Origin of the sequence: Agreia sp. Leaf210 (assembly GCF_001421485.1) — a bacterium.
GTDB lineage: Bacteria > Actinomycetota > Actinomycetes > Actinomycetales > Microbacteriaceae > Agreia.
The window spans coordinates 159,608-174,259 of sequence record NZ_LMKK01000002.1; the positions used below are offsets into that span (position 1 = coordinate 159,608).

The 14,652-nt window shown below is 66.4% G+C and carries 17 protein-coding genes; 5 read left to right on the plus strand and 12 right to left on the minus strand.

Annotated features, from left to right (window positions below; genetic code table 11):
* Positions 1 to 37 precede the first annotated feature (37 nt).
* From ASE64_RS06740 to ASE64_RS06755, 4 genes are read left to right on the plus strand one after another with little or no spacing between them, the layout of a single operon-like run.
* Positions 38 to 1,414: a branched-chain amino acid ABC transporter permease gene (locus tag ASE64_RS06740; RefSeq protein ID WP_082465970.1), complete on the plus strand. Its 1,377-nt coding sequence runs from the start codon at positions 38 to 40 to the stop codon at positions 1,412 to 1,414.
* A gap of 11 nt (positions 1,415 to 1,425) precedes the next feature.
* On the plus strand, positions 1,426 to 2,403 hold the full coding sequence (locus ASE64_RS06745; protein WP_055777979.1) for a branched-chain amino acid ABC transporter permease: 978 nt from the start codon (positions 1,426 to 1,428) through the stop codon (positions 2,401 to 2,403).
* On the plus strand, positions 2,396 to 3,397 hold the full coding sequence (locus ASE64_RS06750; RefSeq protein ID WP_082465971.1) for an ABC transporter ATP-binding protein: 1,002 nt from the start codon (positions 2,396 to 2,398) through the stop codon (positions 3,395 to 3,397). The genes ASE64_RS06745 and ASE64_RS06750 overlap by 8 nt, the downstream gene beginning before the upstream one ends.
* The gene (locus ASE64_RS06755) at positions 3,394 to 4,164 is read left to right on the plus strand and encodes an ABC transporter ATP-binding protein (RefSeq protein WP_055777984.1); all 771 of its coding nucleotides are present in this window, start codon (positions 3,394 to 3,396) and stop codon (positions 4,162 to 4,164) included. The genes ASE64_RS06750 and ASE64_RS06755 overlap by 4 nt, the downstream gene beginning before the upstream one ends.
* Before the next feature lie 340 nt (positions 4,165 to 4,504).
* Here the strand turns inward: ASE64_RS06755 and ASE64_RS06760 are convergent, their stop codons facing one another.
* The 3 genes from ASE64_RS06760 to groES all read right to left on the minus strand — a co-directional run bounded on the left by ASE64_RS06760 (position 4,505) and on the right by groES (position 7,269).
* Complete coding sequence (locus ASE64_RS06760) at positions 4,505 to 5,776, minus strand: ABC transporter substrate-binding protein (RefSeq protein WP_055777986.1); 1,272 nt, start codon at positions 5,774 to 5,776, stop codon at positions 4,505 to 4,507.
* A 140-nt stretch (positions 5,777 to 5,916) separates the two neighbouring features.
* Positions 5,917 to 6,873, minus strand: coding sequence for an EamA family transporter RarD (gene rarD / locus ASE64_RS06765; protein ID WP_055777989.1), 957 nt, complete (start codon positions 6,871 to 6,873; stop codon positions 5,917 to 5,919).
* A gap of 99 nt (positions 6,874 to 6,972) precedes the next feature.
* A complete protein-coding gene (gene groES, locus ASE64_RS06770; RefSeq protein ID WP_044440065.1) occupies positions 6,973 to 7,269 on the minus strand; it encodes a co-chaperone GroES in 297 nt (98 codons plus the stop codon).
* A 165-nt stretch (positions 7,270 to 7,434) separates the two neighbouring features.
* On the opposite strand from groES, the gene ASE64_RS06775 reads away from it, so the two are divergent.
* The gene (locus ASE64_RS06775; RefSeq protein WP_055779706.1) at positions 7,435 to 8,622 is read left to right on the plus strand and encodes a THUMP-like domain-containing protein; all 1,188 of its coding nucleotides are present in this window, start codon (positions 7,435 to 7,437) and stop codon (positions 8,620 to 8,622) included.
* A 57-nt stretch (positions 8,623 to 8,679) separates the two neighbouring features.
* On the opposite strand, the gene ASE64_RS06780 is transcribed toward ASE64_RS06775, so the two are convergent.
* The 9 genes from ASE64_RS06780 to ASE64_RS06820 all read right to left on the minus strand — a co-directional run bounded on the left by ASE64_RS06780 (position 8,680) and on the right by ASE64_RS06820 (position 14,649).
* Positions 8,680 to 9,207, minus strand: coding sequence for a DUF4190 domain-containing protein (locus ASE64_RS06780; protein ID WP_055777993.1), 528 nt, complete (start codon positions 9,205 to 9,207; stop codon positions 8,680 to 8,682).
* A 75-nt stretch (positions 9,208 to 9,282) separates the two neighbouring features.
* Positions 9,283 to 9,612 carry a DUF4190 domain-containing protein gene (locus ASE64_RS06785; protein ID WP_055777995.1) on the minus strand — a complete coding sequence of 110 codons (330 nt, stop codon included), beginning with the start codon at positions 9,610 to 9,612 and terminating at the stop codon, positions 9,283 to 9,285.
* Between the two features lie 9 nt (positions 9,613 to 9,621).
* Positions 9,622 to 10,713 carry a tRNA (adenosine(37)-N6)-threonylcarbamoyltransferase complex transferase subunit TsaD gene (gene tsaD / locus ASE64_RS06790; protein ID WP_055777998.1) on the minus strand — a complete coding sequence of 364 codons (1,092 nt, stop codon included), beginning with the start codon at positions 10,711 to 10,713 and terminating at the stop codon, positions 9,622 to 9,624.
* Positions 10,710 to 11,231, minus strand: coding sequence for a ribosomal protein S18-alanine N-acetyltransferase (rimI, locus tag ASE64_RS06795; protein ID WP_055778001.1), 522 nt, complete (start codon positions 11,229 to 11,231; stop codon positions 10,710 to 10,712). The genes tsaD and rimI overlap by 4 nt, the downstream gene beginning before the upstream one ends.
* On the minus strand, positions 11,228 to 11,845 hold the full coding sequence (gene tsaB / locus ASE64_RS06800; RefSeq protein WP_055778003.1) for a tRNA (adenosine(37)-N6)-threonylcarbamoyltransferase complex dimerization subunit type 1 TsaB: 618 nt from the start codon (positions 11,843 to 11,845) through the stop codon (positions 11,228 to 11,230). Before tsaB ends, rimI begins: the two co-directional genes overlap by 4 nt.
* Before the next feature lie 44 nt (positions 11,846 to 11,889).
* A complete protein-coding gene (gene tsaE / locus ASE64_RS06805; protein WP_055778005.1) occupies positions 11,890 to 12,384 on the minus strand; it encodes a tRNA (adenosine(37)-N6)-threonylcarbamoyltransferase complex ATPase subunit type 1 TsaE in 495 nt (164 codons plus the stop codon).
* Positions 12,381 to 13,157, minus strand: coding sequence for an alanine racemase (locus ASE64_RS06810; RefSeq protein ID WP_055778009.1), 777 nt, complete (start codon positions 13,155 to 13,157; stop codon positions 12,381 to 12,383). The genes tsaE and ASE64_RS06810 overlap by 4 nt, the downstream gene beginning before the upstream one ends.
* Positions 13,154 to 14,266, minus strand: coding sequence for an alanine racemase (gene alr / locus ASE64_RS06815; protein ID WP_055778011.1), 1,113 nt, complete (start codon positions 14,264 to 14,266; stop codon positions 13,154 to 13,156). The genes ASE64_RS06810 and alr overlap by 4 nt, the downstream gene beginning before the upstream one ends.
* Positions 14,263 to 14,649: a holo-ACP synthase gene (locus ASE64_RS06820; protein WP_055778014.1), complete on the minus strand. Its 387-nt coding sequence runs from the start codon at positions 14,647 to 14,649 to the stop codon at positions 14,263 to 14,265. The genes alr and ASE64_RS06820 overlap by 4 nt, the downstream gene beginning before the upstream one ends.
* Positions 14,650 to 14,652 lie beyond the last annotated feature (3 nt).

The window sequence follows — 14,652 nt, forward strand, 5'->3', positions numbered from 1 at the left end:
TGGCATAAGACCCGGGCAGTCGGCTCGATTGATCGCGATGCTCATCGCGTCGGTCGTTCTCTGTCTATCCGTCGTCCTCGGAGGATCCGCCCTCGGCGCATCAGCTGCTGAGACGACCGCTTCCACATCCACTGCAACCGAGCAATCGATCCTCGTCTGGGTTCGCACCGACGCAGACAAAGTCGGTGTGGCGAACGTCTCCGTCACCGTCGAGGGCGAGGGCGGCACAGAGACGGGGGTCACCGGCGCAGACGGCAAGGCCGTCGTCCCCGTGAGCGAGCCAGGCACCTATTCGGTAACGATCGACGAAGACGCGCTTCCGGCAGAGACCGGCTACCCGCGGCCGTCGACGAACCCGGCCGAGGTCGAGGTCTTCGCCGGCAACACCGAGGTGCCCGCCATCTTCTTCCTGTCTCCCGACAACGCGAAGGGCGCGGTCGCCGCTCCCACCGACGAGTCGACGACGACACCCACACCCGGCGCGAGCGACGAGGCGGGAACCGGCACGACGACCGCTCCGGTCACGGCCGACACGTTCTGGCTGAGGTTCTGGCCGCAGCTGGTCACGGGCCTCATCTTCGGTCTGCTCATCGCGCTCGCCGCGATCGGCGCATCCCTTATCTATGGAACGACGGGGCTCAACAACTTCGCCCACGGAGAGTTGGTGACCTTCGGTGCGCTGATGGCCTATCTCTTCTCCGGGATCATCGGGCTGCCTGCGATCATCGCCATTCCGGCGGCGATGATCCTCGGCGGATTGTTCGGGTGGGCGCAAGACGCCGGCATCTGGAGGCCACTCCGCAAGCGCGGCCTCGGTCTGATTCCGATGATGATCGTCACCATCGGCCTCTCTCTCGCCCTTCGCTACGTCTTCGTCCTCCTCTTCGGCCCCGATCGGCTCACGCTCCCCAACAGCACCAAGCCGTTCCTCGTGATCGGCTCGGTCAGCCTGAAGTTCACCGACGTGGCCGGCGCGGTCATCGCGATCGTCGTCATCCTCGGCGTCGCCCTGGTGCTCACGAAGACCAAGATCGGCAAGGCCATGCGCGCCGTGTCCGACAACCGGGCTCTGGCCTCGGCATCGGGCATCAACGTCGAGCGGGTCATCCGCGTCGTCTGGGTCGGCTCGGGCGCCCTCGCCGCTCTGGCCGGTGTCTACGTGGGCTACTACCAGTCGCTCCGCTGGGATACCGGAGCGTCGATCCTGCTGCTCATCTTCGCGGCCATCACCCTCGGTGGACTCGGCTCAGCCTATGGAGCTCTCGTGGGAGCCGTGATCATCGGCCTCATCATGAACCTGTCGACGCTGTGGATCCCGGAGAACCTCAAGTTCGTCGCCCCGCTCGTGCTCATGATCATCATCCTGCTCGTTCGGCCCCAGGGCATCCTGGGCCGTAAAGAGCGCGTCGGCTAGGGAAGGTCCTTATGAACGGCAATTTCATCTGGCTCGCAATCGGGCAGATATTCGACCCCACCGTCGCGGCCTACGCGCTGGCCACGATCGGCCTCGTCATCCACTTCGGCTTCACCGGCCTGCTCAACTTCGGGCAGGCGGGCTTCATGGCCGTCGGAGGCTACGCCTTCGCCATCACCTCGGTCATCTACGACTGGCCGCTCTGGGGATCGTTCCTCGCCGCCATCGTGGCGGCCACCGTCTTCGCACTCATCCTCGGTATACCCACGCTGAGACTCAGGGCGGACTATCTGAGCATCGTGACCATCGCGGCGGCGGAGATCATCCGACTCTCCGTGAAGACGCCGGAGTTCTCCGATGTCACCGGCGGATCGGAAGGCATCAACGGTGCCGCCCGCGCGTTCAACGACGTGAACCCGCTTCCCGACGGCAGGTTCGGCCTGATGGGCACTCCCCTGGTCTACAACCAGGATCAGTGGTGGATCCGCATCGTCGGCTGGGGCCTGGTGGCACTCGCGTGTCTCCTCGTCTTCCTCCTGATGCGCAGCCCCTGGGGCCGCGTCATCATGGGAATCCGTGAAGACGAAGATGCGGTGCGCTCGCTCGGCAAGAACGTCTTCTCGTACAAGATCCAGGCGCTGATCCTCGGTGGCGTGCTGGGCGGCCTGGCGGGAGTGGTGTTCATCCTGCCGCGGTCACTGCAACCCGACAACTATGGAACCCAGCTGACGTTCTTCCTCTATACGATCATGCTGCTCGGTGGAGCGGCGACCGTGTTCGGCCCGGTGGTGGGTTCCATCATCTTCTGGGTCACGCTGTCGCTCACCGACGGACTCCTCAGCCTCGGCATCGAGGCCGGAGTCCTCCCGCTCACGACGACCCAGACCGGCCCGATCCGATTCATCGTGGTCGGCGTCGCCCTGATGCTCCTCGTGATATTCCGTCCGCAAGGAATCTTCGGCAAGAAGAAGGATCTGCACTTTGCCTGAAAAAACTCTCGTCTCAGACATCACCGACGATGTGATCGTTCCAGGCGTCAAGAAGAAAGACCCGATCGTCGTCGCTCACGCCGTGAGTCGCCGCTTCGGCGGCCTGACGGCCGTCGATGTGGCGCACCTCGAGATCCCGCGCGGCTCGATCACCGCTCTCATCGGCCCGAACGGCGCCGGTAAGACCACGTTCTTCAACCTGCTGACGGGTTTCGACAAGCCGAACACGGGCAACTGGACGTTCAAGGGCAAGAGCCTCGCCGGGGTTCCCGCGTTCAAGGTCTCCCGCATGGGCATGGTTCGCACGTTCCAGCTCACGAAGGCGCTCAGCGGCATGACCGTGCTCGAGAACATGCGCCTCGGAGCCACGAAGCAGGGCGGTGAGAACATCTTCGTCTCGCTCTTCAAGCCGCTCTGGAAGGCCAAGGAAGACGAGATCACGGAGCGCGCCATGCAGCTGCTCGCCAAGTTCAAGCTCGACACCAAGAAAGACGACTACGCGTCGAGCCTGTCCGGAGGACAGAAGAAGCTCCTCGAGATGGCTCGTGCCCTGATGTCGAGCCCCGAGCTCGTCATGCTCGACGAGCCTATGGCCGGGGTCAACCCGGCCCTGACGCAGTCGCTGCTCGGACACATCGTGAACCTGAAGGACGAGGGTATGACCGTACTCTTCGTCGAGCACGATATGCACATGGTCAACACGATCGCCGATTGGGTGGTCGTCATGGCCGAGGGCAAGGTCGTGGCCGAGGGTCCACCCTCGACGGTCATGTCCGACCCCGCGGTGATCGACGCCTACCTCGGTGCGCACCACGCCACCGACCTCGGCACGATCGAAGGGCAGCTCGAGGTGGCTGAAGACATGGAGTCCGACCTGATCCGCTCCGAGGTCGAGCAAGACGCCGAGGCCGCCGGCATCACCGTTCAGAGCCATGGGGCCTCCACGACCACCGATGCCGCATCGACCCCGGTCGATGGAGAGGAAAAGAAGTGAGCACCGAATCCGATCGCGTCCTTGTCACCAAGGAGCTCTTCGCCGGCTACGTGCCGGGCGTCAATATCCTCAACGGCTCCAACGTCTACGTGAAGCGGGGCGAACTCGTCGGCATCATCGGCCCCAACGGCGCGGGCAAGTCGACGCTGCTCAAGGCCATCTTCGGCCTCGTGAACATCCGCAGCGGCTCCGTCGAGCTCAATGGCGAGGACATCACCGGGCTGAAGGCAGACAAGCTGGTCTCCAAGGGCGTGGGCTTCGTGCCGCAGAACAACAACGTCTTCCCGTCGCTCACCATCGAGGAGAACCTCGAGATGGGCATGTACCAGAAGCCCAAGCTCTTCAAGACGCGACTGGCTTTCGTCGAGGACCTGTTCCCCGAACTGTCGAAGCGGCTGAAGCAGCGCGCGGGATCGCTCTCCGGTGGAGAGCGTCAGATGGTCGCCATGTCGCGGGCTCTGATGATGGACCCGAGCATGCTCCTCCTCGACGAGCCCAGCGCCGGCCTCTCCCCGATGCGTCAAGACGAGACCTTCGTGAACGTGCAACGCATCAACCGCGCCGGCGTCTCGATCATGATCGTCGAGCAGAACGCCCGACGCGCCCTGCAGATCTGCGACCGCGGCTACGTTCTCGACCAGGGAAAAGACGCCTACGAGGGCCCCGGGCGTGAGCTCATGAACGACCCCAAGGTGATCGAGCTCTACCTCGGAACCCTCGCCACGACGAACGAGGTCACCACCTCGACGCCGACCGTGGGCGGCTGACGACCCGCACCATGCCGAGGCCCAGCTCCGGAGCCCCGCGAATCGCCCTCACCGGCGTCGTGGCGGCCGGGATGCTGGGCCTTTCCGCGTGCCAGACGAGAGCTCCGTCTTCGCCAGCGGCTCGTCCACCGGCCACAGCTCGGAGATCCCGAGCGGAGTGACCCGCGACCTCAGGGTCCTGCCGAACAATTGCAACATGCGCACGGTCGCCGAAGACAAGCGAGGCACGTTCTTCCCCGTGAACGTCTCGACGGGCGACGGTGCTGCCGGCATGATCACGCGACGGCACGACAAAGGGGCCCGGTCCGAAGACCGGGCCCCTCTCTTCATAGGCGAAGAATTAGTCGAGCTTGCCGAAGACCTGCTCTTCGAACGTGGTCTTGTTTCCGGTGTCGTACTTGTAGATCGACACGTACGCCTCGGTCGGGTCACCGTTCTTGTCGAACGTGATCGGGCCGGAGATGCCGTCGTAGTCGATGTCGGTGCCGTCGGCGATGAGCTTGGCGCAGTCAGTGAACGACTCGCACTTCGTTCCGCCCTCGGAGACCGACTGCAGGTTGTCCTTGATGGTCGCCCCGTCGGTGGCCTTGCCCTGGAGCGATGCCAGCGCCAGCAGCGTGGTCGCGTCGTAGGACTCTGCCGCGTAGCTGAAGACCGTCAGCGGGTCGCTGCCCTGTTCCTTGACGAGGGACTGGAGCTTCTCCTGGAACTCGGCCTTGGCTTCGACGCCCGGGTTGGTGAACTGGGCGCCGGCGATGTCGACGTTGGTGTCCTTGTCGGTGATGACGCCGTAGTTTCCGTCGGCTCCGTAGAGCTTCGAGAAGTCGAAGCCCTTGGCCGCGAGCTGCTCGGCGATGGTCTTGATCTCGTCGAACGAGATGACGACCAGCGCGTCGGGGTCGGTGGCGAGAACGCTCGTGAGAGCCGAGTTGAAGTCGGTCGACGCCGGCTCGAAGGTCTCTTCTGCGCCGACGGTCGCGCCGCCTGCCTCGAGAGCTGCCTTGATGTTCTTCTCGAGACCGGTGCCGTAGGCGTCGTTCATGTAGAGGATCGAGACGTTGGTCTTGCCGTCTTTTACGATCTTGTTTCCGAGGATGCGGCCCTGGAGGAGGTCGGAGGGGGCGGTGCGCCAGTAGTACCCGTCGTCTTCGTACGACGTGAAGTCGGGCGAGGTGTTGGCGGGCGAGATCTGCACGACGCCGGCCTGCGTGACCTGGTCGATGAAGGTCTTCGAGACGCCCGACGAGGCGGCACCGATCACGGCGGAGACGCCGTCGGCGATGAGCGACGTCGCCGACTGCGAGGCGATGTCGGTCGTGGTGTCGCCCGAGTCCTTCTGCGTCACGTCGATCGAGATGCCGGCTTTGGCATCGTTGATGTCTTTGGCGGCGAGGTCGACACCTGCGATCTCGGGCGGGCCGAGCACGGCGAGCGTACCGGTCTGCGGAAGGATCGTACCGATCTTGAGGGACAGGTCACCGGAGTCGCTGCTGCCGCTGTCGGTCGAGCCGCTCGAGCAGCCGACGAGAACGAGCGCGCTGATTCCCAGAATGGCCGCGCCACCGAGGGTGGTCTTCAGCGACCGGGAACCGGTCTTGGCGAATACGCCCATGATGCTCCTTGAATGTGATTGTTTTGTGGTGCACGGCGTAACGAAGTTGGCCGTCCTGCAAAGCTAATGGCCCAAAGTCGCACCGACAATACATTCCTGTTACGGGCTTGTAACGCGACCCAATCGTTACTTTTGCCCGGTCAGACCGGCTCAGCGACAGGCATCCGGCCCGATCGGCTCGTTCTGACCATGTCGACTGTGAGCGCGATCAATGCGAGCCAGACCAGACCGAATCCCACCCATCGTTCGACGGGCATCGGTTCGTGCATAACGAAGACTCCGAAAAGGAACTGGAGGATGGGCGCGATGTACTGGATGAATCCCATATAGACGAGCGGGAGCCTCTTGGCAGCAGAGGCGAACAGCAGCAGCGGAACCGCCGTGATGACCCCCGCGCCCACCATGAGTACGACGTGCGCGGTACCCGAGGAGCCGAAGGCGAGTCCCTGAGGGGTGGCGGCCACGATGACGGCCTGCACGGCGGCGACGGGAAGCAGCCACAGGGTCTCGAGAGTGAGGCCCGACACGGGGTCGACCACGGGGCCGATGCGCTTCTTGACGAAGCCGTAGAGCCCGAAGGAGAAGGCGAGGATCAGAGCGATCCACGGAACGGATCCGAAGCCCACCGTGAGCACGCCGACGGCGACCACGCTGATGCCGAGCGCGATCCACTGCACCACTCGGAGTCGCTCGCCGAGAAGGACGACCCCGAGGAGGATCGTGACGATCGGATTGATGAAGTATCCGAGAGCCGTCTCGACGACGTTTCCGCTCGTCGCGCCGATGACGTAGGTCTGCCAGTTGACGTAGATCAGCAGACCCGCGAGGCCCATCGTGAAGAGCAGCCGCGGCTGTCGCACGATGGCGATGAAGGCGGGCCAAGCGCGGGTCACCGTGATGATCACCGCGCAGAAGGCGAGCGAGAAGAAGATCCGCACGGCCACGATCTCGAACGGACCCGAGGGAAGGAGCAGCAGAAAGTAGGCCGGCAGAAAGCCCCACATCGTGTAGGCGCCTACGGCGTAAAGGATGCCCGAGCGCGACGGCTCAGCGCCGGAATCAGGGGGTGCGGCGGGAGAGACGGCGGGGCGGGACACTGATGAATGCTACCTCCGGCCCGCATGAGCCGATCGCCTGGGGCGACAAAAAAGACCCGGATGGCAGAGCCACCCGGGTCTTTGTCTGTTTATCTAGGTTCAGCGAACCACGACGGCGAGCACGTCGCGAGCCGACAGCACGAGAAGGTCTTCTCCGCCGTACTTGACCTCGGTTCCGCCGTACTTGGAGTAGATGACCTTGTCGCCCACAGCGACGTCGATCGGAACGCGGTTGCCATTGTCGTCTACGCGACCGGGGCCCACGGCCACGACCTCGCCCTCCTGGGGCTTCTCTTTGGCAGTGTCAGGAATGACCAGGCCCGAGGCTGTGGTCTGCTCCGCCTCGACCTGGCGGATGACGATGCGATCCTCGAGCGGCTTGATGGAGACCGACACGGTTGACCTCTTCTTTCTTCACGTCTGATTAGCACACTCACACCGAGAGTGCTAAGACGAGTTTAGGGGGTGGACTGGCACTCGGTCAATCCGAGTGCCAACCGTCGTGGCACCTCGATGAGAACCGACCGCCGTCTAGGCTGGCGGGGTGAACAGGCGCAGCGAATGAACAAAGACGAGCTCGGCCTTGTGATGACCTCGGCAGCCCTGCGGCTGCTCGATTCACTGCCCGAATACTCCGACTCCACCGATATCGTCAAGACCGTCGCGGCGCTCAGGCGCGACGGCCACCCGGCCGATCTCGTGTCGGCGGTGCTCACGCAGTCCCGGCTCCGGGCGAAGGCCACGGGCAAGTTCGGCGAGTTCGCCTCGCGCATGCTGTTCACTGAAGCCGGACTCGAGCAGGCCACCCGCCTGCGTGTGGCCGCGCTGCACGCTGGGCGATACCAGGCGGCCGGCATCCGGAGCGTCGCGGATCTGGGATGCGGCATCGGGGCGGACGCCCTCGCCTTCGCCGCTCTCGACCTCGAGGTGCAGGCCGTCGACGTCGACGAGGTGACGGCGGCCGTCGCCTCGTACAACCTGGCACCGTTCACGAACGTCGCCGTCAGCCTCGGCGATGCGGTCGATCACGATCTCGCCGGGGTCGACTCCGTGTACATGGACCCCGCTCGGCGCACCTCGGGGCACACCGACACTCGCCGCCTGCCCGATCCTCGCGACTACTCCCCCTCGCTCGACTTCGCTTTCGGTGTGGCACGCACGGTGCCCACCGGCATCAAGCTCGGACCCGGATTCGATCGCGAGCTCATCCCCGACGAGGCCGAGGCGCAGTGGATCTCGGTAGACGGTCAGCTGGTCGAGAACAGTCTGTGGTTCGGCCCGCTCGCCCGTGCCGGCATCAAGCGAAGCGCCCTCGTGCTGCGCGGCGGCCACAGTGCCGAGTTGGTGGCAGCAGGCGACAGCGTCGATGCCGACGTGGCCGAGCTCGGCACCTACCTCTACGAACCCGACGGGTCGGTGATCCGCGCACGACTGATCGGTGACCTCGCCCGGGAACTCGACGCGAGGATGCTGAGCGAGCAGATCGCCTACCTCACCTCCGACACCCTGGTCTCGTCGCCCTTCGTGTCCGCTTTCCGTGTCGTCGATACGCTGCCGAGCGATGAGTCGAAGCTCAAGAAAGAACTGCGCCGGCGGGGCATCGGGCGCCTCGAGATCAAGAAGCGCGGCGTCGACATCGATCCTGCGGTGTTGCGCAGACGATTGTCTCTGTCAGGTGACGCGGAGGCCACCCTCGTGATGACGCGGGTGGGCGGCCGTCACACGGCGATCCTCGCCGAGCGCGTCTGAGCCGCACACGAGAAAACGCCCTCCGTCGCGCGACGGAGGGCGTTTCTTCGTTCAGTTCTAGTAGCTGCTGTAGCTGTCGGCGCTCATGCCGGCGACGATGATGACGACCCAGAAGATACCCCAGATCAGCGAGATGCCGATTCCGACGAAACCGGTGATGAGGGCCGTGAGCCAGAAGCCCTTGGCGGCCTGCTCGCGCTTCTTGCCGAGGAATCCGAGGACGACGGCGCCGATCGAGAAGATCAGACCGAACCCACCGCTGAACAGCGAGATGACGACGCCGGCGATACCGGCGATCATGCCGATGAGGCTGAGGGTCTTCGGGGCAGAGGCGACCGGCGAATACGGCTGACCGTAGGGATTCGCATTAGGAGCCTGCGCGTAGGGGTTGGCCGGCGGGGCCTGCTGGTAGCTGGGCGCTCCGTACGACGGGGTCGACGGCTCGGCGGGAGGCGTGTACGCGGGCGGAGCCGAGGGCGTGCTCGGGGCGCCGTAGCTGGGCGCAGACGGGGTGGACGGGGCCGTGGGAGGCAGCGGCGGGACCGACGGCGTGCCCTCGGTCGACGGGGTATTGGGATCAGTCATGGGTCAACACTACTGAAGCGCGGTCACCCACATCTACGGGACACCCCGATTGCGCCGAGCGACGGGCCTCGCGCCTCAGAACGACGTCGGCGGCGTGGGTCCGGAATTCACGAACAGCACCAGGGCGACGAGGGCGGCGATGGTCGCGATGAACCCCAGATAGCCCAGCACGAGGCCGACGACCGCGAGGATCATGCCCGACTGTCGGCGACGTCTCACCTGCACGATGCCGATGTGCCCCAGAACGATGGCGACCGGAGAGATGAGCAGCACACCGGTGATCAGGGAGAAGAGGGCCGGCATGTTGAGCGTCCGGCGCGCAGGAGCCTGCGCTGCCGCCTGCGACCCGGGAACGGCCGATGAAGGGTCGGGCGAATACGGCGCGTAGACAGGCTGGCTCGACATGGATCGAGCCTAGCCGACCTGGATATCTGTGACCGGCAGCGTCGAGTCGGCACCGAACCCGAGACCCGACGGAGCATGACCCGCCATGATCAGCTGAGCGCCCAGCGCCGCGATCATGGCGCCGTTGTCGGTGCAGAGGCTGAGCGGCGGGATGCGCAGGGCGACGCCGGCCTCGGCGGCCCGAGCTGCGGCGACCTCGCGAACACGGGCATTGGCCACGACACCGCCGCCGAGGAGAAGGCGGGGCACGCCGTATTCGGCGCAGGCCGCGAGCGCCTTCGAGATGAGAACGTCGACGACCGCCTCGCGGAAGCTGGCGGCCACGTCGGCGAGCGGCACTTGTTCTGCCGCATCCTGTTTCTTCTCGACCCAGCGTGCGACCGCGGTCTTGAGCCCGGAGAACGAGAAGTCGTAGCGGTGCGCCTCGTGGTCTTTCGGCAGGCTCAGGCCACGCGGAAAACGGATGGCTTTCGGATTGCCGCCCACCGCCGCCCTGTCGATCTCGGGCCCGCCCGGGTACGGCAGGCCGAGGAGTCGCGCCACCTTGTCGAACGCTTCCCCCGCCGCATCGTCGATGGTCTCGCCCAAGAGCTCGACATCGGACACCAGATCGCGCACCAGGAGAAGGGACGTATGTCCGCCCGAGACGAGCAGCGCGATCGTCGGGTACTGGATCTCGCCGGCGTCGATCTCACTCGATCCAGCGGTCGCGCTCTGCGGAACGCGCAGCACGTCGGCGCCGACGTGCCCCACCAGGTGGTTCACGGCGTAGATCGGTTTCTCGATCGCCAGGGCGAGAGCCTTGGCTGCCCCGACCCCGACCATCAACGCCCCAGCGAGGCCCGGCCCGCTCGTGACCGCGATGGCGTCGATCTCATCGAGCGTGACCCCTGCATCGGCGAGCGCGGAGGTGATCGCGGGCGTCATGGCCTCGAGGTGGGCCCGAGCCGCAACCTCGGGCACGACTCCCCCGTAGCGCGCGTGCTCGTCCATCGACGACGCGATGGTGTTGCTCAGCAGCGTGGTGCCTCGCACGATTCCCACGCCGGTCTCGTCGCACGATGTCTCGATGCCGAGAACGAGAGGGTTGTCGATGTTCACGATTCGATCTCCTCACCCTCGTCGATACCGGCCCAGCGCGTCTGCGGCTCTAGGATTCCGGCACGCATGACGATGGCATCGACGTTGTCGGGCTGGTAATAGCCGGGGCGCACCCCGAGCCGCTCGAAGCCGAGCGATGAGTACAGCGCCTCGGCACCGGGGTTGTCGGCACGCACCTCGAGGAAGATCTCCCGAGCACCCCGGCGCCGGGCTTCGTTCATGAGACTCGTCATCAGCACACGACCGAGGCCTGAGCGCCGGGCTTCGGGAGCCACGGCGATCGTCTGGATGTCGCCCTCCTTCGCCCCGCGAGGCGCGAGCAGCCCCGCGTAGCCCGCGATCCGAGCGGTGCCCGGCGAATCGTCGGCGGCACGGGCGACGAGGTAGTAGCAGTGCGGGCTCGACAGGTCGGCGCGCATCGCGTCGGAGGTCCAGGCATCGGTCGTGAACACACTCGTCTCGATCTGCATGATCGCGTCGAGATCCTCGATACCGGCTCTCCGCAGCTGCCAGCTCACTGGGTCACCCGTTTGATCCCGGATGGCATCGTCACGTCGGGCGAACGGAGATAGAGCGCCTCGTCGGATGCGAGCGGCAGCCCGGCGGCGAGGAGGGCCGCGGCCGCCAGCGCGAGCTGAGCACCGGGGATCTCTGCGGCGTCGACCCTGCGGGCATCGGAGTGCGGAAGCGCATCCGGCTTGGACAGACCAGGACCATCGATGCGCACCGGCTCGGCACCCGAGAGGTCGTACAGCGACCAGAAGACCTCCTTGCGGCGGGCATCGGTGACGACGATGATCGTGTCGGACCTTCCCGCCACCTTCTCCTGGCGCGCGACGGCATCGGCGCTGACCATGGGGTGAAGCGGAAGCCCGGCTCCGAGGGCGAACGTGCGGGCGGCGGCGATACCGACCCGGAGGCCGGTGAAGGGACCCGGGCCCATCCCCACGACCACGCCGTCGAGCGACGAGGGCCGCACACCCGCGGCTGAGAGGGCTTCGGCGAGGAGCGTGCCGATGACCTCGGCGTGCCTCATGGTGTCGGGCGTCGATCGCAGGGCGACGATCGAGCCTGTCGACGGGTCGACGATGGCGACGGAGGTACCCGCGGAAGTGTCGATGGCCAGAAGCACGAGTTATAGGTTAGTCGCCCGCGAGCGCACCGGCGCCCGTCCGCTCACTGCCAGCGTGGACCGACCCCGCCGATGGTGACCCGCCGCGGTTCGATCGGCTCCTCGTCGTCGCGCCCCTCGGCATCCGGGTCATCGGATGCGCCGCGCGGCCGCTCGATCGTGATCGAGAGCCACGAGTCGGTGAGATCCTCGACGAGGCCCGCGCCCCACTCGATGACGACGATGGAACGGTCGAAGTCGATGTCGAGGTCGTCGAGCTCCACCGCGCTCGACAAGCGGTACGCATCGACATGCACGAGCGGCGGCTGGGCTGCATCGAGACGCGGATGCGTTCGGGCGAGCACGAAGGTCGGGCTCGTCACCGCGCCGCGAACCCCGAGCGCCTGGCCGAGGCCCCGCGTGAACGTGGTCTTGCCCGCGCCGAGCTCGCCCGTGAGAAGAATGACGTCGCCGGCAGAGAGCGACGCCGCGACCTCCTGTGCGAGGGCCGCCATCTGTTCGGGATCGGCGATGACGAGCTCCCTGTGCAGCGGGGTCATCGGGAAACCTCTCGATCGATGTAGCGACGGGGAACGCGGCGGCCGATGCGCGCGAGGATCTCGCCCGCGGTCGACGCGGAGTGCGCGGCCCAATCGGCCGCGGTTGGCTCTGCCTCGACACCCGGCCCGAATGCGACGGCGCGATCGCCCGGCTCGACAGCCGCGTCACCCACGTCGAGCACCACCTGATCCATGGCGATGCGGCCGGCGATCGGGTATTGCCGGCCGTTGATCGCCATCCAGCCCGAGCCCGTCGCACCCCGGGGAATGCCATCGGCGTATCCGAGCGGCACGAGGGCGAGAGACGTCTCCCGTGCAGCTCGATACACGAGTCCGTAGGAGACCCCGTGCCCCTCCGGCACCCTCTTCACCGAGAGCACGGGGGCGGACAGTGTCATCACGGGAACGATTCCGGCCGGCGCACCGTCGGTGAGTTCCCACCCGAATCCGAACGCGGCGATCCCCGATCCGGCCGGGGGGATGGCGAACCGCGACGTGTGCCAGCAGTGCACGTCGATGCTGATGCCGGCATCGGCGATGCTCTCGACATCGCTTCGATCGCGCACGCTCAGGATGTCTGCACCCGACTCCGCCGCGACTCGGGCGAGTGGAACGAGTCCGTGGCCATAGGCATCCGCGGTCATGTCGATCACCAGCGGGCCGCCGACGGCCCGAGCGGCGAGGATGGAGACGTTGGTGCGGAAGACGCCGAGGTCGATCGCCGCGTCGCGCCCGGTGGGCGTCGGATCAGCGGCGGGATCGAGCGCGCTCATGAGGCGTACTCCCTGGGCACCCGGGCACCCAGTCGAGTGACGATCTCGTAATTGATCGTGTCTGCCGCTCGCGCCCAGTCGTCGGCGGAAGTCACTCCAGCCGCCGGATCTCCGAAGAGGGTGACGGCGTCTCCGCGCGCGGCATCGGCCCCGGCCGAGACCGGCTCGACGACGAGATGGTCTGATTCGATGCGCGTCACGAGAAGACGCCCGCCGTCGCCTGTCACATGGATGCGACCTGCGGCCTGAGGAGGCACGCCGTCGCCGTAGCCCAGGGGCACGATGCCGGATCGGGCCGAGAAATCCGCGTCGGACGAGGGTGCGACCGCCACGATGGTGCTGCGCAGCGTCATCGCCGGGCGAAGACCGAGTTCGACGGACGGTACGTCGTCGAGCGGCGAGAGCCCGTAGGCGCCGATGCCGACCCGCAGGAGATCGAGCCACGTGGCAGGCAGCCGGAGTGCGGCGGCGGTCGAGGCCAGGTGGCGCACCTGCGGCTGCAGCCCGGCCAGGCGCGCGGACTCGATTCCGCGGTGCAGGCGCTCGAGCTGACGCGCATCCTCGTCGTCGTTCGCGTTGGAGAGGTGACTGAAGACACCTCTCACCGTCAGGTGACCCGCGAGCTCGAGTCGTCGCGCCTCATCGAAGAGGGCACCCCAGCTCGGCTCCCCTGCCCCGTTGCGCCCCAGACCGGTATCGAGCTTCAGGTGGACCGAGGCGGGGGCACCCACGGCAAGACGCTGTGCCCGAGACAGCGAGGCAAGCTGGCCGATGTCGCTCACGCCGATGTCGATTCCGGCCTCGAGCGCCGCCACGAAGTTCTCGTCGGTCTCGTGCAGCCAGGCGAGCACGGGCTGCGTGATTCCCGCGTTCCGCAATTCCAAGGCTTCGGCAAGGTCGGCCACGCCCAGCCACGTGGCGCCGCCCTCGAGCGCGGCGCGCGCGACCTGCACGGCGCCGTGACCGTAGCCGTTCGCTTTGACGACCGTCATCACTCGAACTCCGTCGGCGAGGGAGACGAATCGAGCGACGTTCTGGCGCACAGCTACGAGATCGATCAGAGCGACCGAGTCGTGCTCCGCGCGCGATGCCGCGTCGGATGCGCTCATCGTGCGATTCCCCCGGACTCCTCGGCGCGCTCGGCGCGCTCGGCGACGACGAAGGCGAACGCCGAATCACCGTCGTGACTCAGCGAGAGGTGAATGTGCCCGACTCCTCGGGCACGCGCCGTCTGCGCGACCTGGCCGGCGAGCAGGAACGAGGGCTTGCCGTCCGAGTCGGTCACCACCTCCATGTCGTGCCACCGAAAGCCGGACGAGTCGCCGAGCGCCTTGATCAGCGCCTCTTTGGCGGCGAAACGGGCAGCGAGCGACCGAGCCGGCCGACCGCGTTCGCCCTCAGCGAACAACCGCTCGACGAGTCCGGGGGTGCGATCGATGGATCGCACGAATCGAGGCACGTCGACGAGGTCGACGCCGATGCCCACGATCATGGA